General features: G+C 68.8%; 18 protein-coding genes. 8 read left to right on the plus strand and 10 right to left on the minus strand.

Features of this window, described 5'->3' with window-relative positions; all coding sequences use genetic code 11:
• Positions 1-78: 78 nt before the first annotated feature.
• Together ABD768_RS07100 and ABD768_RS07105 are read left to right on the plus strand one after the other, a co-directional pair.
• Positions 79-1,833, plus strand: coding sequence for a glycoside hydrolase family 36 protein (locus ABD768_RS07100; protein ID WP_344838591.1), 1,755 nt, complete (start codon positions 79-81; stop codon positions 1,831-1,833).
• The gene (locus ABD768_RS07105) at positions 1,833-2,879 is read left to right on the plus strand and encodes a LacI family DNA-binding transcriptional regulator (RefSeq protein WP_344838593.1); all 1,047 of its coding nucleotides are present in this window, start codon (positions 1,833-1,835) and stop codon (positions 2,877-2,879) included. The genes ABD768_RS07100 and ABD768_RS07105 overlap by 1 nt, the downstream gene beginning before the upstream one ends.
• Here the strand turns inward: ABD768_RS07105 and ABD768_RS07110 are convergent.
• Entirely contained in the window at positions 2,845-4,068 is a 1,224-nt protein-coding gene (locus tag ABD768_RS07110) for an MFS transporter (RefSeq protein WP_344838595.1), read from the minus strand. The two genes, ABD768_RS07105 and ABD768_RS07110, sit on opposite strands and share 35 nt — an antisense overlap.
• A 375-nt stretch (positions 4,069-4,443) precedes the next feature.
• Between ABD768_RS07110 and ABD768_RS07115 the strand changes: the two genes are divergently transcribed.
• The 4 genes from ABD768_RS07115 to ABD768_RS07130 all read left to right on the plus strand — a co-directional run bounded on the left by ABD768_RS07115 (position 4,444) and on the right by ABD768_RS07130 (position 8,670).
• Positions 4,444-5,421: a DUF5937 family protein gene (locus ABD768_RS07115; protein ID WP_343968798.1), complete on the plus strand. Its 978-nt coding sequence runs from the start codon at positions 4,444-4,446 to the stop codon at positions 5,419-5,421.
• Positions 5,422-5,435: 14 nt separating this feature from the next.
• Entirely contained in the window at positions 5,436-6,107 is a 672-nt protein-coding gene (locus ABD768_RS07120; RefSeq protein ID WP_343968800.1) for a hypothetical protein, read from the plus strand.
• Between the two features lie 123 nt (positions 6,108-6,230).
• Entirely contained in the window at positions 6,231-7,244 is a 1,014-nt protein-coding gene (locus ABD768_RS07125; protein ID WP_344838598.1) for an EamA family transporter, read from the plus strand.
• Entirely contained in the window at positions 7,192-8,670 is a 1,479-nt protein-coding gene (locus ABD768_RS07130) for a carboxylesterase/lipase family protein (protein WP_344838600.1), read from the plus strand. Before ABD768_RS07125 ends, ABD768_RS07130 begins: the two co-directional genes overlap by 53 nt.
• Here the strand turns inward: ABD768_RS07130 and ABD768_RS07135 are convergent.
• The 5 genes from ABD768_RS07135 to ABD768_RS07155 form a co-directional block, all read right to left on the minus strand.
• Positions 8,659-9,813: an alanine--tRNA ligase-related protein gene (locus tag ABD768_RS07135; RefSeq protein ID WP_344838602.1), complete on the minus strand. Its 1,155-nt coding sequence runs from the start codon at positions 9,811-9,813 to the stop codon at positions 8,659-8,661. The genes ABD768_RS07130 and ABD768_RS07135 overlap by 12 nt on opposite strands.
• Before the next feature lie 496 nt (positions 9,814-10,309).
• Positions 10,310-11,431: a glycosyltransferase family 4 protein gene (locus ABD768_RS07140; protein ID WP_344838605.1), complete on the minus strand. Its 1,122-nt coding sequence runs from the start codon at positions 11,429-11,431 to the stop codon at positions 10,310-10,312.
• Complete coding sequence (locus tag ABD768_RS07145) at positions 11,428-12,672, minus strand: M48 family metallopeptidase (RefSeq protein WP_344838608.1); 1,245 nt, start codon at positions 12,670-12,672, stop codon at positions 11,428-11,430. Before ABD768_RS07145 ends, ABD768_RS07140 begins: the two co-directional genes overlap by 4 nt.
• Positions 12,665-14,197 (minus strand): hypothetical protein, encoded by a 1,533-nt coding sequence (locus ABD768_RS07150; protein WP_344838610.1) that lies wholly within the window; start codon positions 14,195-14,197, stop codon positions 12,665-12,667. Before ABD768_RS07150 ends, ABD768_RS07145 begins: the two co-directional genes overlap by 8 nt.
• 149 nt (positions 14,198-14,346) lie before the next feature.
• On the minus strand, positions 14,347-15,411 hold the full coding sequence (locus tag ABD768_RS07155) for a C40 family peptidase (RefSeq protein ID WP_344838612.1): 1,065 nt from the start codon (positions 15,409-15,411) through the stop codon (positions 14,347-14,349).
• A gap of 267 nt (positions 15,412-15,678) precedes the next feature.
• Between ABD768_RS07155 and ABD768_RS07160 the strand changes: the two genes are divergently transcribed.
• On the plus strand, positions 15,679-17,934 hold the full coding sequence (locus ABD768_RS07160; RefSeq protein WP_344838615.1) for an ATP-binding protein: 2,256 nt from the start codon (positions 15,679-15,681) through the stop codon (positions 17,932-17,934).
• A gap of 9 nt (positions 17,935-17,943) precedes the next feature.
• Here ABD768_RS07160 and ABD768_RS07165 read toward each other — a convergent pair whose 3' ends face one another.
• The 4 genes from ABD768_RS07165 to ABD768_RS07180 form a co-directional block, all read right to left on the minus strand.
• Positions 17,944-18,222: a LuxR C-terminal-related transcriptional regulator gene (locus tag ABD768_RS07165; RefSeq protein ID WP_343980742.1), complete on the minus strand. Its 279-nt coding sequence runs from the start codon at positions 18,220-18,222 to the stop codon at positions 17,944-17,946.
• An 86-nt stretch (positions 18,223-18,308) separates the two neighbouring features.
• Positions 18,309-18,554: a hypothetical protein gene (locus ABD768_RS07170; RefSeq protein ID WP_343980745.1), complete on the minus strand. Its 246-nt coding sequence runs from the start codon at positions 18,552-18,554 to the stop codon at positions 18,309-18,311.
• Between the two features lie 88 nt (positions 18,555-18,642).
• The gene (locus tag ABD768_RS07175) at positions 18,643-19,476 is read right to left on the minus strand and encodes a GNAT family N-acetyltransferase (protein ID WP_344838618.1); all 834 of its coding nucleotides are present in this window, start codon (positions 19,474-19,476) and stop codon (positions 18,643-18,645) included.
• Positions 19,477-19,519: 43 nt separating this feature from the next.
• On the minus strand, positions 19,520-20,827 hold the full coding sequence (locus ABD768_RS07180; protein WP_343980751.1) for an NYN domain-containing protein: 1,308 nt from the start codon (positions 20,825-20,827) through the stop codon (positions 19,520-19,522).
• Positions 20,828-21,043: 216 nt separating this feature from the next.
• Between ABD768_RS07180 and ABD768_RS07185 the strand changes: the two genes are divergently transcribed.
• Positions 21,044-22,810 (plus strand): DEDD exonuclease domain-containing protein, encoded by a 1,767-nt coding sequence (locus ABD768_RS07185; RefSeq protein ID WP_343980754.1) that lies wholly within the window; start codon positions 21,044-21,046, stop codon positions 22,808-22,810.
• Positions 22,811-22,827: the final 17 nt, after the last annotated feature.

Raw genomic sequence — 22,827 nt, forward strand, 5'->3', positions numbered from 1 at the left:
TTAGCGCTAAAACTAGGCAGCCGGATTGCATTCGTCAATACCTTCGACCACCTCGATTTTACCGCTATAGTCGGTGTCATGCCCGCCACCGACTTCGAGGTCCGCTCCCCTGCCGGAGACATCTGCCGGATCGGCACGGTGTCCGCCGGCACCGTCACCGCCCTGCCGTCGGCCGGGCCTGGCGTCCTCCACTACGAAGTGATCGCCACCGACCTGCGCGCCGAGCCGGTCCGGCTCCGGTGGACCTGGCCGGTCGATTCCGCGGCCACCCTGTGGCAGGCGATCCAGGGCACGGCCCGGACGCTGCCGACCGACTGGGGTTCGCATCGCGACATCCGCTCGGTGCGGTCGGCGCCGGTCGCGTCGTTCGTGAACCTGGACGATTCGAGCCCTTGCACGGTCTCGCTGTCCTCCGACGTTCGCGGCTGCGACTTCGCGGTCGGGGTGAACGAAGAGAGCGCGGAGCAGCTGTTCCAGTTGGCGATCGACGACGTCGAGGCGGTCGACGGCGTCCACCGCTTCACGCTCAGGATCGACCTGCGCGGCCTGCATTTCGCCGAGGCGCTGCGTGGCGTCACCGAAGCCTGGGCGGCTGAGCTCGGCGACCGAGTGACGCCGGTGCCTGAGTTGGCGCGTGCGGCGATGTACTCGACTTGGTACAGCGATCATCAGCACGTGTCGGCGGTGTCCGTGGAAGCGCACGCGCGTGAGGGAGCGCAGTACGGATGCCGTGCGGTGATCGTCGATGACGGGTGGCAGACCGAGGACACTGCGCGCGGTTATGCGCATTGCGGCGACTGGGAGCCGACGAGCAGCACGTTCCCCGACATGGCTGCACATGTTGCGAAGGTGCACGAGACCGGGCTGGACTACGTGCTGTGGATCGCGCCGCCGCTGATCGGTGAGCACTCGAAGGCTTGGGAGCGGTTCAAGGACTACACCGTCGGGTACGTCGACGGGCTGAGCGCGTGGATCCTCGATCCGCGGTACCCGCAGGTGCGCGAGCACATCGTCGAGGCGTGCATTCGGCCGGTCCGGGACTGGGGTGTGGACGGGCTCAAGCTCGACTTCATCGACTCCTGGGCTTGGGACGACGCTCCCCCGGCGCCGGGTGGCGATTGCGCGACGATCGATGAGGGTGTCGAGTTGGTCTTCGCCGCGATCGCCGCTGAGTTGCGCCGGTTGCGGCCGAGTCTGCTGATCGAGTTCCGGCAGAGTTATGTGAGCCCGCGGTTGTGGCAGTTCGGGACGTTCCTGCGGGCGGGCGACTGCGCTTTGGACGCGGTCGAGAACAGGGTTCGTACGATCGACTGCCGGCTGTTGGCCGGTGGTCGGGCGGTGCACTCGGACATGCTGATGTGGCATCCGTCAGCCTCGGCCGAGGCGGTTGCTCAGCAGTTCATCGGGGTGTTGTTCAGTACGCCGCAGGTGTCGGTCTCGTTGTCTGAGCTGTCGCCGGAGCATGAGCGGGTGGTGCGGTTCTGGCTCGGGTTCATGGCGGAGCACGCGGAGGCGTTGCTGCACGGCGTACTGACTCCGTCTCGGCCCGACGCTCGCTACACGCAGGTGGCTGCCTTCGGTGGGTCGGAGACCGTCGTCGTCGTTTTCGCCAACCCCGTGGTGCGTTTGAGCACCGGGCCTGGGGTGACACTGCTGGTCAACGGCAGCAGCGAACCACGCCTGTACGTCGAAGGTGCGGGCGCCGGACCCGTCCAGCTCGTAGTGTCTGACTGCTCGGGCGTCGAGCTGTCCCGGGCGACGGTCACGCCGCCTGCGGGGCCGTGGCCGATCGACGTACCGGCCGGCGGGGTGGCCCGGCTCGAGCTGATCTGATGACTGACGTGGGGGGCCCGATGGCAGGCGAGAAGAAACGGCCGGTACGCCGGACGACGGTGGCCGACGTGGCCAAGCTGGCCGGCGTCTCGGCGATGACGGTGTCCAACGTGCTGAATGCGCCGCACCGGGTGAGCGAGCCGACGGTACGGACCGTGCAGGCCGCGATCGACGAGCTCGGCTACACCCCGAACCACGCGGCGCGGGCGTTGTCGTCGGGTCGCAGCCAGGTGATCGGGCTGCCGCTGTACCTCGAGGACGAGACCTTCAGCGATCAGAACCCTGGTCTTGGTGGGTTCTTGCATGGGCTGCTCGGCGGGCTGGTGAAGTCGGCGGCCGTCGCCGGGTACGGCGTCCACGTGACGACGCCGACCGAGGGGGCGACCGAGATCGCGCTCTACGAGAAGCTGATCGCGGCCCGGCAGGTCGACGCGATCGTCGTACTGGAGACGATGCCGCATGATCCGCGACTGGAGTTCCTCAGTTCGCGCGGGTTCCCGTTCGTCGCATTCGGCCGGACCGGCCACGACCAGCGGCAGTGCTGGGTGGACGTCGACAACGAGAAGTCGATGGCGGGGATCGCGCGCCACGTCCGCGGTACCGGCCGTTTGCGGGCGGCCTACCTCGCGACCGACAGCGGCCTCCCCTGGGTCCACCAACGCCAAGCCGGCTTCCTCCAGGAATTCACCTCGCCGCACTCGCTGCAGTCGTTCGGGTCCTTGGATGCGGTGGCCGGTTTTGTGGAGAGCGCTCTCGGCCGGCCCGACAGTCCTGACGTGTTCGTCGCCGACAACGACGCCTTCGCCGTGGTCGCGATGCGCGCGCTCCAGCAGCGCGGGGTGAAGGTCGGCGAGGACGTAGCAGTCACCGGCTTCAACGACTTCCCCTTCGCCAGTATGCTCGACACTCCCCTGACCACCGCCCGCATCCCGTTGCGCGACATCGCCGCCTGCCTCTTCACCCGAGCCCTGTCGGAGATCAACGGCGACGCCGATCAGCCAGGACGTCTGGTCACCGCTCCCCTGATCGTTCGGTCGAGCGCCTGACCTGTCCGAGTGCTCTTCTGGCCACGAGCAGGGTGACGGTGGTGCCGACGAGGCCGGCGAGGGTGATGGTGAGGCTGGGGCGGAGGAGGGTGCCGACAGCACCGGCCAGAGCGATACCCAGACCTTGGATCGCCATCAGGCCGCTCGTCTGCACGGTGAACAGCCGCCCCCGGTACGCCGGATCTGTCGCTTGCAGGACGAGTGGGTCGATGCCCTGGTTGAACGCGTAGCCGCTGCCCGAGATCGCCAGGAGGATCGCAGCCGTGGGGATGGACGGCTCGGCGATGAAGGCGATCGCCGGGGTCTGGCTGAGCAGGATGAGCGGGAGCACGAGTCGGCGCCTGGTCCGCGGGCTGAGCCGGGCGGCGGCGAGCTCGCCGAGGATGCCGCCGACGGAGTACCCGACGAAGAGCGCACCCGCAGCGCTGGCGGCCGCGCCGGTCTGCACGGCGTAGGCGACGGCGAGCCCATCCGGCATCGACGAAAACGCCGGCACCACCCACGAGAGCAACATGAGTCGACGCAAGGGGACGTTGCTGCGCAGGTACCGGAGTCCGGCCAGTGAGTCCTGCCAGGTACTCCCCGTACTACCGACCGCCGGCGTGTACGGCGTACCGAACCTGATCAACACGGTCGACGCCACAAACGTCACCACATCGACCGCCAGCAACCAGCTCGGCCCCACCGCCGCCACGGCGACCGCCCCCACCGCAAACCCTGCCAGCACCGTCACCTGAGCAATTGCCCTCAGCAACGACCGCCCCACCGGAAACAACTCCACCTCGAGCAACTGCGCCAAACTCGCCGCCCGAGCCCCCGCGAACACCGGCGCCACAATCCCCGTCAGCAACAACAACCCCAGCAACGCCCCCACCGGCAGCCCCGGCACCAACATCGCCGCGATACAAGCCGCACTGACCAGATCACAACAGACCAACACCCTCCGAGCCGGAAACCGATCGGAGACCGACGAGAGCGCCACCCCACCCACCGCATACGGCAAGAACGAGCAAACCAGCACCAACGCCGACAACAAACTCGACCCGGTCCGCTCGAACACCAAGATCGACAAGGCAACCTGCGCCGCCACCGTCCCAGCCATCGACACGGCGTGCGCCAAGAACACACTCCGCATCCCACGGACCTGCAGCACCGCCCGGTACCCGACGCCCAACGAAGTCGCGCTCACCCTCCGACTCTGCACGCACCCTCCACTACCGCCCCACTGTTTCGGCGACACCCGAAAGAACTCACCGGGCGCCACCATCGATCACCCCTGAGCAACCGCCCTCCGCCCGCGCCGACGGCACCGCCCGCCCGACCAGGCCGACGGCACCGGCCGGGCCGAGTCGACAGCCCCGGTCGCACCGGGCCGACTGCCCCGGCATGCATAACCTCCGCAAATCGCCTCGCCACGCCGAGGAAACCGTTTGCTCGCCGGGCTTGGGCGTGCAGGGCGCTCCGGCCATTGCCTGCAGCAACCAATCCCCGCCTGCCACGGCTCGTGCCGCAAGCACCACGCGGTCCGGTACCTGCGCTTGTATTCTTCGGTTGTGACCGAAAGATGACGGTTCTGCGGTTCAGTCAGGCTGACACGTTGCGGTGCCGGTTTGGCACTTCGCCGTTGTGGGAGACGATGTCGGCGGTCCGGGTGCTGCATCTGCACAAGTACCGGCCGTTGTATTCGCCGTGGGTGGAGGGGAAGGCGGGGCCGGCGGCGGGGCTTGAGTTGGGGTTGTTGCGGGCGGTGCAGCCTCGGTTCGGGTTTACGCCGGACTTCTTGACGCCGCCACCCCGGGCATCGCGGGCGAAGTTCTCGACGGAGATCGCTCGGGTTCGGAGTACGCCGTTGGAACGGGTACGGCAGGAACTGATCTGGTCCCGGGACGGGCGGAACAATCCCGGGGCTCCGGAGATCGAGCGGATGCTGAAGGATCTTGCGGGGACTCGGGAGCGGATGGCCGATCAGATCGAGAGTGCCTGGGAGGTGCTGATCAAGCCCGACTGGCCGATGATCAGCCGGGTTCTCGACGACGACATCGCGCATCGGGGTGAACAGTTGACGTCGGGTGGGCTGGCGAAGCTCTTCGATGATCTGCATCCGACGCTCACCTGGGAGGACGGGCAGCTGATCGCCTCCCGGCACCACTCCCCCGACCACGAATTGACCGGCGAAGGTCTGCTGCTCGTCCCCGGCGCCTTCGCCTGGCCGTTCCTCGTCATCGTCGCGACGGAGGGCTATCAGCCCACGCTCGTCTATCCGGCCCGCGGCTCCGCCCGCCTCTGGTCCGACGCCCCGGCACCGCCCGACCCACTCGCCACCCTGCTCGGCCGCACCCGTGCCACCCTCCTGGTGGCCCTCGATCCCCCGGCCACCACCACCGCGCTCGCCCAGCAGTACGGCCTGGCGCTGGCGACCGTTGCCGAGCACCTCTCCGCCCTGTACGCCGCGGGCCTCGCGACCCGCCGCCGTACCGGTCACCAGGTGCACTATCGGCGTACTGACGTAGGGCAAGCCGTGGTCGACGCGTCGATCGGGTGAGTGAGAATGCTCGGATGAGCAAGGTTCGCAAAGCGCCTGCGCCCACCAACCGGCATACCCGGCGCTGGCCGGCCTCCTTGGCCGTGATCGTCGCGCTGGGCCTGCAGTTGGCCGTGCCGCCGCAGATCATGGAAGCGCCGCGCTGGATCATGCCGGCCATCGGGGCCGGGCTGCTGATCCCGTTGATCTGGACCAACCCGTTCCACCTGCAGCGGGACGAGGTCTGGCTGCGATGGATCGAGCTCGTCCTGGTGGCAGTGCTGGTGGTGATCAACGCCGTCTATCTGATCAGCCTGATCGTCCTGCTCGCCTCCGGAGAGCAAGCGGACGGCAGGGTGCTGGTGAAGGCCGCGCTGCTGATCTGGGTGACGAACGTGGTCGCCTTCGCGCTCTGGTACTGGGAGATCGACCGCGGCGGTCCGTTCGCGCGGATGCCCGAGCATGAGCACGAGGAAGAGCGCGCTGATCTGCTGTTCCCGCAAATGACCGTCGATCTCCCGGGCTGGGAACGCTGGCTCCCGGGTTTCACCGACTATCTGTTCGTCGCGTTCACCGCGTCCACCGCGTTCAGCCCGACCGACACGATGCCGCTCACCGCCCGGGTCAAGACCCTGATGGGGATCCAGTCCGGGATGGCCTTGCTCACCATCGCGGTCATCGCCGCCCGGGCGGTCAACGTGCTCTGACCGCCCCCGTCCACGCCTCGGCAAAGCTCTCGACGGCCCTGTAATGAGTGTGAGAGTGTTACGCCCATGTACAGGACCCCTGCCTGATGAAGGCCGGGGAGAGCTGGTGGGAGGTGTAGTGAGGTGGCACACGACGCGGCGCGGACCAAGTCCGTGGGGCTGGGTTTCGCTCTGTTCTCGGCGATCACTTTCGGCGGATCAGGGCCGTTCGCCAAGGCGCTGATCGAGGCCGGGATGTCGCCTGAACAGGCGGCCTGGATCCGGATCCTCGGCGCGACCGTCATCCTCGTCCCGCTGGTGCTGATCTTCCGCGGCACCGCCGGCATCTCGGCCGCCCGGCGCTCCTGGCCGCAGCTCGTTCTGTACGGCCTGACCGGGATCGCCGGTTGCCAGACCCTGTTCTTCGTCGCCGCCAGCAGGCTCCCGGTCGGGATCGCCCTGCTGCTGGAGTTCTCCGGCCCGCTGCTCGTGGTCGGCTGGCTCAAGTTCGGCCGCAAGGTCGCCGTACCGCGCTCGGCCGTCATCGGCGTCGCCATCGCGCTGGTCGGCCTGGCCACCGTCGTCGAGATCTGGTCCGGCCTCAAGCTCGACCTGATCGGCCTGCTCGCCGGCCTCGGCGCGGCCGCCTGCCAGGCAACGTACTTCATCCTGATCGACAAGCTCACCGGCGTCGCCGACCCACTCGTGATGACGGCGGCCGGCAGCATCGTCGGCGCCATCGCGCTGACCGCCGTGGCCGTGCCGTGGACGATCCCGTGGCACACCCTCACCGACACGATCGCGATCGGCGACCGGTCCGCGCCCGGCTGGATCTTCGCCGCCTGGCTGATCGTGGTCAGTACCGTCGTGGCGTACCTGGCGGGCGCGGCAGCAGTCCAGCGGTTGTCGGCGGCGATCGGCGGCGCGGTCGCGTACGTCGAGGTCGTGGCGGCCAGCATCTTCGCCTGGATCCTGCTCAATGAGACGCTCACCACCAACCAGATCATCGGCGGCGTGATCGTGCTGCTCGGCGCCTTCGTCGCGCAGTCGTCGGTGGGCAAGGTCGCACCGCCGGAAATTCCGCCCGCACGAGATGATGACCTGTATGGACTCCATCGCGACGACATCGTCGGGGCAGCTTCGGGGAACGACCACTAGCGGGATCACCGCCTACCTCGGCATCCCGTACGCCGCCGACCCGGCCGGCCCGAAAGCCTTCCAGGCACCCGAGCCGGCGCCGGGCTGGGACGGCGTCCGGGATGCGACCGCCATGGGGTCGACCTCTCCACAACCGCCGTACGAGCCCCCGTACGACGTACTGCTGACGAACCCGCTCCGCCCCGGACCCGAGTTCCTCAACCTCAACGTCTGGACGCCGGGCGGGTCCGGGTTGCCGGTGGTCGTGTGGTTCCACGGTGGAGCGTTCCGCAACGGGTCGAACGCGACTCCGGCGTACGACGGAACCGCGTTCGCGCGCGACGGGGTGATCCTGGTCGGGGTCAACTACCGGCTCGGCGTACAGGGCTTCGGGGTGCTGAAGGATGCGCCGAGCAACCGTGGGCTGCTCGACCAGGTCGCGGCCCTGCGCTGGGTGCAGGAGAACATCGCGGCCTTCGGCGGCGACCCGGGACGCGTGACGATCGCCGGGCAGTCGGCGGGCGGGATGAGCGTCGCGACGCTGATGTCGATGCCGTCCGCACGAGGTCTGTTCCAGCGGGCGATCGTACAGAGTGGTTCGGCGACAGCCACGGCCCTGGAGGCCGACGGCGCTGTGATCACCGCGGAGGTGGCGAAGCGGCTCGGCGTCGAGTCGACTGCGGCCGGTTTTGCGTCGGTGGCGATCGAGGAGCTGCTGGCCGCGCAACGGGTGGTGGCGCTGGAGTTGCGGCAGAACCCGGATCCGGCGCGCTGGGGTGCGACCGTGGTCAGCGCGGGCGGCGGAATCATGCCGTTCTTCCCGGTGATCGACGGTGAGTCGGTGCACGCGCGGCCGCTCGACGCGATCGCGGCGGGCTCCGCAGCTGGGGTCGACTTGTTGATCGGTACGACGACCGAGGAGATGCGGCTCTTCTCGATTCCGTCCGGGATGGCCGCGGCGATCACGGCCGAGGCGTTGCCGGTGCTGCTCGGCCGGTCGGGGATCGATCCGGCGATCGCGGCGGTCTATGCGGCGAACCGGCCTGGCGAGTCGCCCGGTGAGATCTTCAGCGCGGTCATCGGCGACGGGTTCTTCAGCTTGCCGACGCTGCAGCTCGCTCTTGCTCAGCGCGCGCATGCGACGGCGTACCTGTACGAGTTCGACTGGCAGTCGGCGCTCGACGGGCTGCATGCCTGCCATGCGCTCGAGTTGCCGTTCGTGTTCGACACGTTGGCGACGGCGACGTCACCCCTGTACGGCGATCAGCCGCCGCAGGAGGTGGCCGACGCGATGCACGCCGCGTGGGTCGCGTTCGCTGCCACCGGCCGGCCGGGCTGGACGGCGTACCGGCGGACCACCCGGCCGGTGATGACGTTCGGGCTCCCCACTCGGTTGGTGGAGGACCCGCGGGCTGACGAGCTGGCCCTTTGGATGTCAGGCAACTAGCTGCAGGACGAGATCGCGGGGCAAGCCGTGGGTCTCATGCAGGTACTCGAAGTCGGAGTCGTCGAGGGTCTTCTGGAAGCGTTCGTGGCTGAGGATCCGGCGGCCGCGGTCGAGCAGGTTGGTGAACCGGATCTCCTCGTCGATCAGGATCCGCCGGATCAGGGTGAGCACCTCGCCCTGGTGGAAGTGCTCGCTGGTGTGCTCGAACAGCTCCATCGGCAGGTCGGACAGCGTCCGGGTGTCGTCGGAGCGCCAGAGCAGGGTGAGCACCCGGCGGATCAGCCGGCGGAGGACGTAGCCGCGGCCGGTGTTCGACGGGTGCACGCCGTCGCCGATGATCACCATGCTGGAGCGCAGGTGGTCGATGACGATCCGCTCGTCGTGCTCGTCGAGCTTCCACAGGCCGGGGATGATCCTGGTCCACGGCTCGAACAGGCTGGTCTCGTAGACCGAGTTCTTGCCCTCCAGCAGCATCGTCAGGCGCTCGAGGCCGAGGCCGGTGTCGATGTTCTGCTGCTGCAGGGGTTCCAGGTCGTGGTTGTCCAGGCGGCGGTAGCGCATCATCACGTGGTTCCACACCTCGACCCAGCGGTCGTCCGTGGTCGGGGTGCCCTCGGGGTCGCCGTCGCCGGTCCAGACGAAGATCTCCGAGTCGGGGCCGCAGGGTCCGGTCGGGCCGTTCGACCACCAGTTGTCGTCGGTGGTCAGCTCGATCGGCAGGCCGAGGTCTTGCCAGGTGGTGAGTGACTCCTGGTCGAGCGGGACCTGGTCGTCGCCGCCGAACACGGTCACGTACAGGCTGCTCTTGGGGATGCCGAAGCCCTCGGTGAGCAGCTCGTAACCCCAGCGGAGGGTCTGCTCGGTGCCGTAGTCGCCGAGCGACCAGGAGCCGAGCATCTCGAACACGGTCAGGTGGGTCGGGTCACCCACCTCGTCGAGGTCGGTCGTGCGCAGACATCGCTGCACGCCGACCAGTCGTCGGCCGAGTGGATGCGGATCGCCTTCCAGGTACGGCGTGAGCGGATGCATCCCCGAGGTCGTGAACAGCACGGGGTCGCCGGGCCGGGTGATCAGCGAGGATCCCGTGGTGGGGATGTGGCCATGCCGGCGGAAGAAGTCGATGAAGGTCTGGTCGATGGTCATCGCGGTTTTGTCCTTGTCTGAGGTGTTGACCAGAAAGGGACCGCGGCCGGGGCATCAAAAAACCGGCGGACCGTTTCCGGTCGCCGGTTGGGTGAAGAAGATGTCAGGCAGCGGCAGCCGGAGAGCACGAAGCTCGTACGGCTACTGCGAGGAACGACATCTGATGCATGTCACCAACACTACACGACCACCCCCGAACCTCCACCGCAGCCCACTCCCCCCACGCCGCAAGCCAGCCCCACCCACCACCCCACGCCACCCCACCCCATCTGAGGGGTTAACCCCTGAGATGGTGGGTTGCCCCCTCGGGATCTCGAGCGGCAACCCACCGCGCGAGCCAGCCCCACCCACCACCCCATCTGAGGGGTTAACCCCTGAGATGGTGGGTTGCCCCCTCGGGATCTGGAGGGGCAACCCACCATTTGAGGGGTTAACCCCTCAGATGGGGTGGGGTGGTGGGTGGGCTGGAGTGGGTGGGCTGGGCTGGGGTGGGGGGTCAGCGGAGGTCGAGTAGGGAGCGGAGGAGTTGGCCGGAGCGGGGCCAGGTCCATTCGGCTTGCACCCAATCGCGGCCGGCCTTGCCCATGGCTTTGGCTCGGGTCGGGTTGGTGAGGAGTTCGGTGATGCGGAGGGCGGTGGCGATCGGGTTGTAGGGGTCTACGAGGTAGCCGGTTTCGCCGTGGCGGACGGTGTCCGGAGCGCCGCCGGAGTCGCCGATGATCACTGGCTTGGCGGTGGCGGAGGCTTCCAGGGTGACGATGCCGAGGGCTTCGGGTTCGAGGCCGAAACGCCTTGTTCTGCAGGGCATTGCGAAGATGTCGGCGGCATCGACGTACGGTGGGATGTCCTCCCAGGGGACCGCGCCGGTGAAGCGGACGGCGTGGGCTACACCAGTTTGTCTGGCCAGGTCTTCGAGCCGGTCTCGGTCGGGGCCGCCGCCGACCAGGAGCAGGACGGCCTCCGGTACGCCGGCCAGCACCCGCGGCCACGCCTGGATCAGCGTGTCCTGCCCCTTCCGCGCCACCAACCGCGAGACGCAGGCAACGACCGGCACATCCTCGAGCCCGAGCCCCTTGCGGACCTGCTCTCCCCCGCAATCCGGGAAGAACCGTGACGTATCGACCCCAGGCGTCAGCCGCCGCATCCGGGCGGCCGCATCGGCAGACAGTGCCGGCGCGATCTGCTCCTCGCACCACCCCGAGACCGACGTCAACGTGTCGGCCGCGTCGCCGATCCGTCGCAGCGCCTGCCGCGTTCCCGGCGTACCGGCCCACCACGTCTCATGCCCGTGAGTCAGCGCCACGATCCGCCGCGCGCCGGCCCTCCGAAGCGCCGGCCCCATCAACCCCAGCGGCGCCGCGGCCCCAAAGACGACCCGATCTGCCCCGTACTCCCGCATCACCCGCACCGCGCTCCGCGTCACCCGCGGCGTCGGCAACAACATCGACGTCCGATCCCGCACGACGGGAAACGGCAGCCCGGCGTCGTACTCCGAACAGCCCGCCATCCGCGACGTCAGCACCACCAGATCCGGCAACTCCGAACACAGCGACCGGACGAACGTCTCGATCCCACCCTGCCGGGGCGGGAAGTCGTTGGTGACGACCAGGACCGTCACTTCTCGACCAGCGGCGGAACGGTCTCGCCATGCTCGGCAGCCCACGCCCGCCCCATCGCGATCCGCTCCGGCGGCGTCGGGTGGTTGGCGAACAGCCAGTACCGCCAGCGGCTCGGCTCCAGCCCGCTGATGTTCTTCACCGACAACTCATGCTGCATCTCGACGAAGTCCGTCGGATCCTTCGTCAGCTGCAACGAGTGGTAGTCCGCCCGAGCCTCGATCCGGCGGCTGACGAGGTTCTGCACCGGCGACGCGAGCGTCGTACCGGCGACGATCAGCGCGAGCAACAGCGCAGTACCGCGTGGATCCGAGACGCGGGCCCCGAGCAACAACCTCAGCAGCACGATCGCAAAGGCCGACCCCAACGCGCCGACCAACGTGCCGTGCAAGACATCGTCCTCAGCAGCATGACCGAGCTCGTGCGCCACCACCAGCCGAACCTGCGCCGGCGTCGCATCCTTCAGGAGCGTGTCGTAGACGACCAGCCGCCGCGTCGACCCGAAGCCGGACACATACGCGTTCAGCGTGGTCGTCCGCTTGGACGCGTCGGCGACGAGCACGTCCTTGATCGGTACGCCGTCCTGCTTCGCCAACTGGATGAACTCGTCGCGCTGAGCACCGGCCGGCATCGAGGTGAAGTCGTTGAACCGAGGCTCGACGATCACTGGATAGGCGAATGACACCCCGAGCACCAGCACCGCGCACGCAATCGCCGCCGGCGCCCACCACCAGGTCTTCCAGCGCTTGGCCAAGGCAATCAACCCGAGGCTGATGGCAACCAACGCCAGCGACAGCAGCAACCAGTTGACCAGCCGGTCCCGCAGCCACAGGTCCCACGCCTCGGTGGACAGCCCGTACTTCCGGGTGACCCGCTCGGCCATCGCGTCGGTCGGCAGTGTGATGAGGCTGGCGATCAGGCCGAGCGCCAGCACCACGACCGGGACGGCCAGGTACCAGCGGCGGATCCGCGTCACGGCGTACAGGCGGCGGCCGAGCGGGCTGAACCCGATCGTCAGCGGAACCAGCAGCGAGAGCACCCAGGAGACCGTTGACCAGGGCAACAACTCGTGCCGGAACTGGTTCTGCTTGTCGATCTCGGCCGCGCTGAAGTCGAGCGCGGCATCAGGCTTCGGCAGGTCGATCAGGTGCCAGGGCGTCGTCGTGATGATCACGACGGCGAGGGCGGCGGCGAGCACCAGGGCGGCTCCGGCGGGAGCCAGTTTGGCGGCCCGCTCAGACACCGGCGAGCCTCTTCAGGTACTTCTGCCAGTCAGCCGTGAACTCCTGCTCGGTCGTCCCGAGCACGGTCTTGAAGGCGTCGGCCAGTCCGGTCCGGCTCTTCGACGTGTGCACAGCGCGGTAGAACTCCACCAACTTGCCCTGCCCTTCCCGCTCGCTGATCAGCCGGCAGGCCAACCAGGCCGATTCGTAGGCCTGGGGCAGCTCGGCCGACGAGGCGGCGAAGGCTTCCGGGGTGGGCAGCGTCTTCGGCGTCTTGCCGGCCCGGACCGCCTTGAACAGCTCCTTCGCCGCCGATTCGTCCTGGACGGACACGGCGGTGAAGGCGACGTAGTCGGCGAAACCCTCGGCCAGCCACAACGGTACCGGCGAGGCGGTAGCGGTCGAGGCGACGTGGGTGGTCTCGTGGGTGAGCACGATCCGGCGGCCCTGCCGGCCGAGTTCGTCGAACAGCTTCGGGTTGGCGACGATCCGGGTCGGCGCGCCGGTCGCCGGGGTGTCCAGCTCGGCCATCGTGACAGCGGCGATCTGGGTGTAGGTGCCCGGCTGCGCGCCGAGCACGTACTCCATGTCGGACTGCTTGGCGGGCAGGTAGATGACCGCCTTCTGCTTCCAGTTCTTGCCCCAGACCTTCGTCACCGAGGTGACCGCACGATCCGTCACGTCCGCGTAGTCGTCCGCGTCGGCCTGCGAGTCCAGGCTGATCACCAGGCTGCGCTCGCCCTTGGCGACCTCGATCCCGCCGAGCGCCCAGATCGGCCGCCGCTGGCCGGCCACGAAGCGCTCGCTGAAGGACGCCGCGTACGTCGTACCGTCGCGCGTGACGAAAGTGACCGGCAGGGTCTCGCGGGCCGGTTTGGTGTCGAAGCCGCTGAGTTGCCAGGACACCTCGACCTGGGCCAGCCAGGACTCGGTGCCGCCGAGCTCCCTCTGCCGGTCCGGCGGCAGCGCGCCGATGTCGTCGCTGACGTAGCGCAACTGGAAAGTGGCCAGCGGCAACTTGCCCAGGTTGCTGTAGATCGTCCGGGCCTGCGCGTCGAAGCTCTTGGCCAGCGGGTCGATGGTGCCGAGGAAGGCCGACTTGCGCTTCTCGTCGATCGAGTCGGCCATCTTCTGCAGGACGGCCTGGCCCGCGGCGGCCCGGCGTACGCCCTCGGCTGCCTCGTCGGGGGTGGACTTCTCGGTGCCGGGGGTCTGGGCGCTGCGGCCGTGCGCGTCCGGATCGGCCGGCGCGTCGGCGATCTTGCGGAGCCCGGCGAACCCGGCCACGCCGACCAGGCAGACGGCGACGCCGAGCGCGACCTTCTTGACGATCGGGCCGTGCGCGGAGGTCCAGGTGCTCACCGTCTGGATCGCGGTCGGGCGACCCGGACCGTCGCCGACCGCGTGCTGGGCCGGGATCTGGATGGTGGTCTGCTCGGACGGCGAGACCCGGTGCTCGGCGAAGTCGTCGTGCCGGCTGAGGTCGCCGCCGGGGTGCTCGCTGGGGTCGGCAGGGGGCATCGTGCTGCCGCGCTCGTCGACCACCTCGGCCCCTCGCTGCTCGCCTGCCCCAGTCAGAGGAGTCAATTCAGAGCCCTCCGGGGACAGTCAAGCATGGGCGAGGTGGGGGTGAACAAACGAGGGCGGCTCCGGGGGCTGATGTCCCCGGAGCCGTGATGCATGTCTGACTGGGCTCAGCCCGGGCGGACCGCGCCGACGTAGCCGCTCATGTAGTCGAGGTCGTCGGTCTTGACCGGCTTGCCCGGGTTCGGGGCGTGCACCATCCGGCCGTTGCCGATGTACATCCCGACGTGGTGGATCGACGGGTTGCCGTAGAAGACCAGGTCACCGGGGCGGAGCTCGGAGCGGCTGACGTGCCGGCCCTCGCTGTACTGCGCCTTGGACGAGTGCGAGAGCGAGACGCCGGCCTTGCCCCAGGCGTACATCGTCAGACCGGAGCAGTCGAACGAGCTCGGGCCGTCGGCGCCCCAGACGTAGCTGTCGCCCTGCTGGTCCAGCGCGGCCTGGACGGCGACGCCTGCGCGGCCGCTGACCGGCACATTGCCGATCGGGTCGTCGGAGGTCCGGTCGCCGCCGCGGGTCGGCCGCTCGTCGCGGGCCTTCTCCGCTTCCTTGTCGGCTTCCTGCTTGAGCCGGTCGCGCTCGGCGTCGCTGAGCTTGCCCAGCACCTTCTCGGCGGCGTCCAGGTTGGCCTGCACCTGCTTCTTCAGGCTGTCCTGCTGCGACTGCACGGCCTGCAGCGCGGCGAGTTCGCTCTGCTCACTGGCCTGCAGGTCGGTGAGCTTGCCCTGGGCGGCCTGGAACCGGCGCAGCGCCGAGTTCTGCTGGCCGGCGAACGCCTGCGCGGTGGAGGCCTGGCTGAGGAACTGGTCGGGGTTCGTCGACAGCAGCAACTGCGCCGTCGTCGTCATCCCGGAGGTCTGGTACCCGGCGACCGCGAGGGAGCCGATCTGGCGCTTGACCGCGTCGACCTGCACCTGCTGCTTGGCGATCCCGGCCTGCAGCGCCTTGACCCGGATCTGCGCGGCGGTGATCTGGCCACGAAGGTCGTTGGCCGCCTCACCGATGTCAGCTGCCTTGGTCTGCAGCGCCGCCACCTGGGCCTTCGCCTGCTCCAGAGTCGGTTTCGGATCCGCGTCCGCCCCCGTCTGGATGAAGATCACTCCCGCTACGACGGCGGTGGAGGTGATGGCGGCGAGGGCAATTCCCTTGAAGCGCTTCGTGCGGCCGATGGACACAGCCCGGTCGGTCCCTTCCTCTTCTCGACGCCGTCCCCGTCAACCCACCTGGCCACTACAGCCGGTCGGTCACCCCTCGGCTACATCTTCGCTGCCCGTCCGGCCTGGTCGACCGACACTGTGAGGCAACGAGAGGTAACAGTAGTAACCGATTCGTGACCGGTGCAATCCGCCCCTCTGGTTTGATCCAAACTTAACGTCCGGAAAGCCTTTGCTTTGGGGTCACTAGACTGCCCCCGACACGGACGGATCGATGGCGGGGGTGGGATGAGCGAGATCGGCCGGCGGGTCAAAGCGCTGCGCCAGCGCTCAGGACTGACCCAGGAAGAGCTGGCCGACAGGTCATCGCTGTCGGAACGGTCCTTACGCGATCTCGAGTCGGGCCGGGTCACCAAGCCCCGGGCGAAATCGATCCGGCTGATCGCCAGCGCACTGGAACTGTCCACCGACGAGACCCGGCAGCTCCTGAGCCTGATCGTTGACGAGACACCGGCACCGGCCGCCACGCCCCGACCGGTCCTCCGGCCCGATCAGCTTCCGCTGGACGACATCCACTTCACCGGCCGGTTCGCCGAGCTCCGGGATCTGGATCTGCTGATCTCCGAACGCCCACCCACCCGGATCGCGACGATCTCGGCGATCGGTGGCAGCGGAAAGACCGCCCTTGCCGTCCACTGGGCCCACGGAGCGACCGGCCATTTCCCCGACGGCCGCCTGTACGTCGATCTGCGCGGCTTCACACCTGGCCAGGAACCGCTCGACCCGGTCGAGGGGCTGGGCCGGATCCTCACCGCGTTGGACGTCAAGCCGGCCGATCAGCCACCGACGCTGGAAGAGCGCGCGACCTTGTACCGATCTCTGGTCGCCGGGCGCCGCATGCTCGTCATTCTCGACAACGCAGCGACGGCTGACCAGGTCCGGCCGTTGCTGCCCGGCTCCCCCACTTGCGCGACGATCGTCACCAGCCGGGAGCGGCTTCCCGGTCTGATGGTGCGGGAAGGCGCTCATTCCCTGATCCTCGACCCGATGACGGAGTCCGAGGCCGGCGAGCTTCTCCGTACCGTCCTCGGCAACGCCCGGGTGGACGAGGACCGTGCCGCCGCGGCAGAGATCATCTCGCTGTGTGGCCGGCTGCCGTTGGCCCTGCGGGTCGCCGGAGCCAGCATCTCGCTCGGTGACTACCGAACCCTCCGGCAGGCAGCCGACGAACTGAGCTCCGCGGACCGATTGGAACGCCTCTCGTTGCCCGGTGATCCGACCTCGTCGGTCCTGCCGGCCTTCGAACTGTCCTTCGCCCGGTTACCCGGTGACCTCAAGGAGTTCTTCGGCCGATTGGGCCTGCTGCCGGGCAGCATCTTCCGGACGAACGCCGCAGCGTCGCTGACGGCCACCTCCGCCGAGCTCGCGGATCGACGACTCCAGCGCTTGGTCGCACTCAATCTGGTGCAGAGCCGGGCCGACGGCCGTTTCGCGCTGCACGACCTCGTCAAGTTGTTCGCCCAGCGCTGCGCGCCCGTGGACGAAGCCGCCCAGAAACGGGCACTCGACTACTACCTGCAGTCTGCTGACGAGGCCAACCGGCAACTGCGGCCGACCAGGGTCCGGTCCCCGATCGATCCGGCACTCGACGGCGTGATCGTGGAGGAACTCAGTACTCCGGACGCCGCCCTGCGGTGGTGCACCGAGGAACTGCCGACGATCGCCGATGCCGTCGACGTGGCCGCCGCCGCGAACCTTTCAGCAGCCGCGATCCAGCTGCCGACGAGCATGATCGACTTCTTCCATGTCCGCAAACACTGGCCGGTCTGGCTGGCCACTCACCAGACAGCGCTGGAGGTCGCGCGCCGGGTCGGTGACCGCGAGCACGAGGGCATCCTGCTGTCCGGGATGGGAATCGCCTGTCTCGAACTCGGCCGGATCGACGAGGCAACGAAGTACCAGGAAACCGCTGCCGGCATCGCCCGTGCAGGCGATCACCGCTTTCCGCTCGCCCGGGCTCTGACGGCGCTGGGCATTCTCGCGATGCACCGGGCCGACTACGCAGCCGCCGTGGAGCACTTCGCCGAGTGCGAGCGACTCGCAGCGGAGGACCAGGACCCGTACGGCGCGATGCTCGCCGTCTTCAACACCGCCTACGCCCACCTGTGGGCGGAGAACTTCGACGAGGCCCGGGTTCTCTTCGAGAAAGCCCTGCCGATGGGTGAGACGCTCGGCGCCGCCGACGTCATCGGAGGGTCCATCAATGCGCTGGCCCTGATCCTGCAAGCCGACGGACAGCTCGAGCCCGCCCTCGACCGATTCCGCCAAAGCGCCGCCGTGGCCGAGCAGAACGGCAATCTCATCGGACTCGCCGAGGCTCGCGGAAACATCGCGCAGACACTCGCCGCGCTGGACCGGCCCGCCGAAGCGCGATCGGTCTTCCTGGCTGCTCTCGAGGCGGCCGAGCAACTCGGCGATCGACGCCTGCAGGCTGAGCTGCAATCGGACCTGGACGCGCTGCCTGCGGCCGGCACTGTCCGATGACAGCCGGCCTCAGCCGAAGCGGCGTACCAGCAGGCAGCCCGCCTGGAAGCGGGACGTGGCACCGAGCGCGACGACCATCGCGCTGATCTCAGCTCGGACGGTGCGCAGCGAGATGCCCAGCTGTCGCGCGATGGCGGCGTCCTTGGCGCCGGTGGCCATCAGCTCGCCGATGACGCGCTGACGGTCGCTCAAGACAGGTGGGCGGTCCAGCGCACCGAGCTCGTAGACCTGGCACACCCCCGCCGGCATCTGGTCGTTTCTCTGCCCGGCCAAGACCAACTGCTCCATCGACATCTCTTCTCCCCAGTAGATGGTCTGACGCTATCCAGGGTCACCGCCCGGTGACAGGCGGTTGACCGGCAGTTTCCCGGCAGTCAGGCGGTATCCGCGGACGCCTGCGGACCTTGCTGTCCATCAGCCGGCAGCTCGATGCTGCTGACGGCGTGGACCAGGCGTAGGGGTGGGACCAGGCCGGATTGGGCGAGGACGTCCAGGGCGGCCAGTTCCTCGTCGTCGATGCGTAGTGAGGTTTGCTCGGGTGGCATGCCGAGCACCACGCTGACCACGCAGTCCCGGCAGCCGGGGCCTCTCATCGCACACGCGTCGCAGTCGATCAGCACAACGTCCTCCAAAGTGGGGAAGCACCCGGACTTGCATCCGGCTGAGAAGGACGCTAAAGACCCCCACCGACAGTTTTCTGCGGAGCACTCAGAGGAAGCGGCCGCCGGGGAGGTACGGGGCCGGTGCGGGCAGGCCCCGGACGGCTAGATATCCCTCGGTCGCCAGGTTGAGTCGCGCGGCCATGCCGACGTCGACCGCCCACTCGTTCGCGCTGGTGATGCAGTTGACCAAAGTGTCGTCCGAGGAGGCCGCCAGAGCCTCCCAGAGGAGGGTTTGGGCCGTTTGGGCGTCGGTGGCCGCCAGGAGTGATGGGCGGGCACGCTGGTCGATGTACACGTAGCCGCGGTGCGGGCGGTCGACGACGAGTCGCTGCGTGGTCAGCAAGAAGGCGTGGTCGGGGCCGTGGCCGGCGCCGCGCAGGCGGGTGTCCAGCTCGTCCATCCAGCCGAAGTCGCTCTCGTCGCCCTCGGTGAGGCCGGTGATCGCGGGGATCGTGGAGCGGTCGACAGCGCCGATCATGCGCATCTGCGGGATCAGCGAGAACCCGGCCAGCCGGTAGCGGCGGGTGGCGGCGGGGTGGGTCGTCGACGAGAACATGCCGGGGCGCTCACCGGCGTACGCGAGAACTGTGTCGAGGAGTTGCTTGCCGATGCCGGTGCCGCGAAGTTCGGGGAGTACGCCGTACGTGGCCAGGTACCAGAAATCGTCGCGGTTCTGGGAAAGCGCGAACCCCTTGATGCCCGAGGCATCGACCGCGATCCAGCAGCCGGCCGGATCGACGGTGAGCAGGTGCCGCGCCCAGCCGATCCATGCCTGGATGATGTGCGGCGGCCGGGCGGACTCCCCCGGCTCGAGGAACACCTGCTCGGACACGCGTTCGACGGCCGCCAGGTCGTCCTCCCGCAACTGTCTGAGCTCCACCTGGTCGACGGTACGCAGCGGGACGGCGACCCGGCCATTGGTTTTAACCGCGGGCGATCCGGTTGATGAGGGTGGTTGCGGAGAGGGCGCGGGCACCCATCGTGACGGTGCTTTCGGCCACTTCGCGGTCGGTGGAGACGACCACGATCGGGCGGCCCGGGGGCTCGGCGCGGACCAGTTGGCGGATCACCTCGTCGGCGATCACACCGGCGGGGCTGAAGCGGACGCGGACGCCGCGGGGTGGGTTCAGCTGGACCGGGCCGGACAGTTCGGCGCCGTCGAAGACGACGGTGACCTCGATTCGCCGTTGGGCAACCAGTGCGCCGAGGGCGGTGACGAGGCGCTGGCGCTGGGAGTGCAGCGGGGTGTTCGGCCAGGCGGTCTTGGTGACGTTGTAGCCGTCGATGATCAGGTGCACCTGCGGCAGCGCGAGCAGCTCGTCGAAGAGCGTTGGGTCGTCGGCGGGCGCGGTACGGCCGACCGGCGCCGTCGCGGGCTCGACGCCGGCAACTGTGTCGGCCGGGCGGAGGTCTCCCCCGAGTGGCAGGGTCAGTTCGCGACGGAGTCCTCCCGCTGCTTCGACCAAGGTGTCCAGCAGCAGGCGGGTTCTGGTCGAGGCCAGTTCCTTCTCCTGCCCCGCGGTACGCCGGGCCGCGTGCTCGACTGCCTCGAGTTCGGTGATCCGGGCCCGGAGCTTGCGCAGCTCGCGCTCGACCTCGGCCCGGGCCGCGTCGACGCGCTCGTCGGCCGTCGTGGCTTCGACCGTGCGCAGTTCGAGATCGGTCTGCAGGCCGGCGATCCGCTGGCGCGCTTCGTTCAGCTTGCGGCGCAGCGTGACGTTCTCGGCCTTGAGCTCGGTGACCTGCTCGCGCAGGCGTTCGCGCACCTGGCGTGTCTCGGTCCGGGCCTGGTCGAGCTGGTCGTGCAGGCGCGTGACGGCGTCCTCGTCGACGCCGGGCTTCTCCGGCGGCAACTGGGCGGCCTCGGCGACGCGTTGCTCCCAGTCGTCGGGCCTGAGCAGGTAGGCGAGTGCCGCGACCTCTGTCGGCTCGGCGGCCGGTACTGCGAGCCCGTCGGCTACGGCATCACCCAATTCGGGGTGCCCACGGCGTACCTCGAAAGCGACCAGTTTGCGGAAGTGGTCGTCGGTCTCGAGGATCGGGCCGAGTACGGACGCCGAGAGCTTCGCGCGCTTGCCGGGCGCGAAGCTGGCGAACCGCCGCAGCGGAGCCGGGATGTCTGTCGCGGGCAACTGCCCCAAGGCCTGGGCGGCCAGGGTCAGAACCCGTTGCCGGACGGGTTCGGGCAAGGTGGTGGCAGCGGAGCTCGCGGCGGTGCCTGCCTCAGCCACCGGTCCGCAGTCCGGTCGGAACGGCCCCCTGGCACAGCCAGTGATGCAGACCACAACGCCCGGGCGCGCGGCCCGGAATCGCGGTGATCGCTTGTGTACGCATGACTAGAGCGTAGTCGGTTCACCCCCGTCAGCCACGCTGTTTGTTGTTGATGCTTCACCGAAGTGGCGTGTCCCAGGACGGAATTGTCGGTGGCGGCTTCTAGCGTCGTCGGCATGAGCAGTCAAAGCTCGCCGATCCGCGGCGTCCAGCCGAGCTTCGACGACCTCGGTACGCCGTTGCGCGACGTCACCTTCTGCGTCGTCGACCTGGAGACGACCGGTGGCGCGCCGGGCGAGTCGGGCATCACCGAGATCGGCGCGGTCAAGGTGCGGGCCGGCGAGCTGGTCGCGGAGTTCCAGACGTTGATCAATCCGGCCGAGCCGATTCCGCCGTTCATCGCCGTGCTGACCGGGATCACCGACCATATGGTCGCCTCGTCGCCGCGGATCGAGTCGGTGCTGCCGGCCTTCCTCGAGTTCGCCCGGGGCTGCGTGCTGGTCGCGCACAACGCGCCCTTCGACGTCGGCTTCCTCAAACACGACACCCAGGTGCACGGCTACGACTGGCCCGACTTCGCCGTCGTCGACACCGCGCAGCTGGCCCGCCGGGTGCTGACGCCCGACGAGACACCGAACTGCAAGCTGGGCACGCTCGCGAAGTTGTTCAGGACAACGGTCACGCCGAACCACCGGGCGCTGTCCGACGCACGCGCCACCGTCGACGTGCTGCACGGGCTGTTCGAGCGGGTCGGCTCGCTCGGCGTACAGACGCTGGAGGATCTGCAAACGTTCTCCTCGCGGGTCGCGCCGCAGGTCCGGGCGAAGCGGCATCTGGCCGAGTCGTTGCCGCACGCACCTGGCGTGTACCTGTTCACCGACGATCGCGGCGAGGTCCTGTACGTCGGCAAGTCGAAGGATCTGCGCAACCGGGTCCGGTCGTACTTCACCGCGTCGGAGCAACGCACGCGGATCGGCGAGATGATCGGGATCGCTTCCGGCGTACGGGGAATCGAGTGCGGTACCGCGCTGGAGGCCGAGGTGCGTGAGTTGCGGCTGATCGCCGAGCACAAGCCGCGGTACAACCGGCGATCGAAGTTTCCCGAGCGCCAGCACTGGCTGAAGGTGACGGTCGAGCCGTTCCCGCGGCTGTCGCTGGTCAAGCAGGTGAAGGACGACGACGCCGGGTATCTCGGGCCGTTCAGCTCGCGTAAGACGGCCGAGCGGGCGATGGCGGCGCTGCATGAAGCGTTTCCGATTCGCCAGTGCACGGACCGGATGTCGCGGTCGCCTGCCGGGTCGCCCTGTGTGCTGGCCGAGATGGGCCGGTGTGTGGCGCCTTGCGACGGGCGGATCTCGGTGGAGTCGTATGCGCCGTTCGTGACGGGGTTGCGGGCTGCGCTGACGGATGATCCGGCGCCGGTGGTCGCCGCGCTCGATCGGCGGATCGATGTGCTGTCGGCGGATGAGCGGTTCGAGGATGCGGCCGTGCAGCGGGATCGGTTGAGCGCCTTCGTGCGGAGCAGCGCGAAGATGCAGCGGATGGCGTCCGTCACCAGTTGCGCGGAGATCTGCGCGGCTCGGCGTACTGACGACGGTGGGTGGGAGTTGCACGTGATCCGGCGCGGCCGGCTCGCGGCGGCCGGGATCAGCCCGCGGGGCACGGATCCCCGCAAGTACCTCGAAATGCTCCGAGCCTCCGCCGAGACGGTCCTGCCAGGCATCGGTCCGGTCGCGTCGGCCTCACCGGAAGAGATCGAGCTCGTACTGCGCTGGCTCGACTCCCCCGGCATCCGCCTGGTCGAGATGGACGGCACCTGGACCTGCCCGATCAGCGGCGCCGGCCGACACATCGCCCGCCTCGACAACTCCCACTCCGAAGCTCACCACCACCCCAGCGAACGCCGCCGCCGAATGCGCCCCCTCAGCCCCACCGCCCGCTGACCTCACGTGCGGGGTGG

The organism is Kribbella ginsengisoli (genome assembly GCF_039537185.1).
GTDB classification, from domain to species: Bacteria; Actinomycetota; Actinomycetes; order Propionibacteriales; family Kribbellaceae; genus Kribbella; species Kribbella koreensis.

What these genes read in the sequence shown, in the direction of transcription:
- ABD768_RS07115 (WP_343968798.1), top strand. Translation starts at nt 4,444, where the DNA reads ATGACGGTTCTGCGGTTCAGTCAGGCTGACACGTTGCGGTGCCGGTTT.
- ABD768_RS07100 (WP_344838591.1), top strand. Translation starts at nt 79, where the DNA reads ATGCCCGCCACCGACTTCGAGGTCCGCTCCCCTGCCGGAGACATCTGC.
- ABD768_RS07105 (WP_344838593.1), top strand. Translation starts at nt 1,833, where the DNA reads ATGACTGACGTGGGGGGCCCGATGGCAGGCGAGAAGAAACGGCCGGTA.
- ABD768_RS07135 (WP_344838602.1), bottom strand. Translation starts at nt 9,813, where the DNA reads ATGACCATCGACCAGACCTTCATCGACTTCTTCCGCCGGCATGGCCAC.
- ABD768_RS07130 (WP_344838600.1), top strand. Translation starts at nt 7,192, where the DNA reads ATGGACTCCATCGCGACGACATCGTCGGGGCAGCTTCGGGGAACGACC.
- ABD768_RS07160 (WP_344838615.1), top strand. Translation starts at nt 15,679, where the DNA reads ATGAGCGAGATCGGCCGGCGGGTCAAAGCGCTGCGCCAGCGCTCAGGA.
- ABD768_RS07165 (WP_343980742.1), bottom strand. Translation starts at nt 18,222, where the DNA reads ATGGAGCAGTTGGTCTTGGCCGGGCAGAGAAACGACCAGATGCCGGCG.
- ABD768_RS07185 (WP_343980754.1), top strand. Translation starts at nt 21,044, where the DNA reads ATGAGCAGTCAAAGCTCGCCGATCCGCGGCGTCCAGCCGAGCTTCGAC.
- ABD768_RS07120 (WP_343968800.1), top strand. Translation starts at nt 5,436, where the DNA reads ATGAGCAAGGTTCGCAAAGCGCCTGCGCCCACCAACCGGCATACCCGG.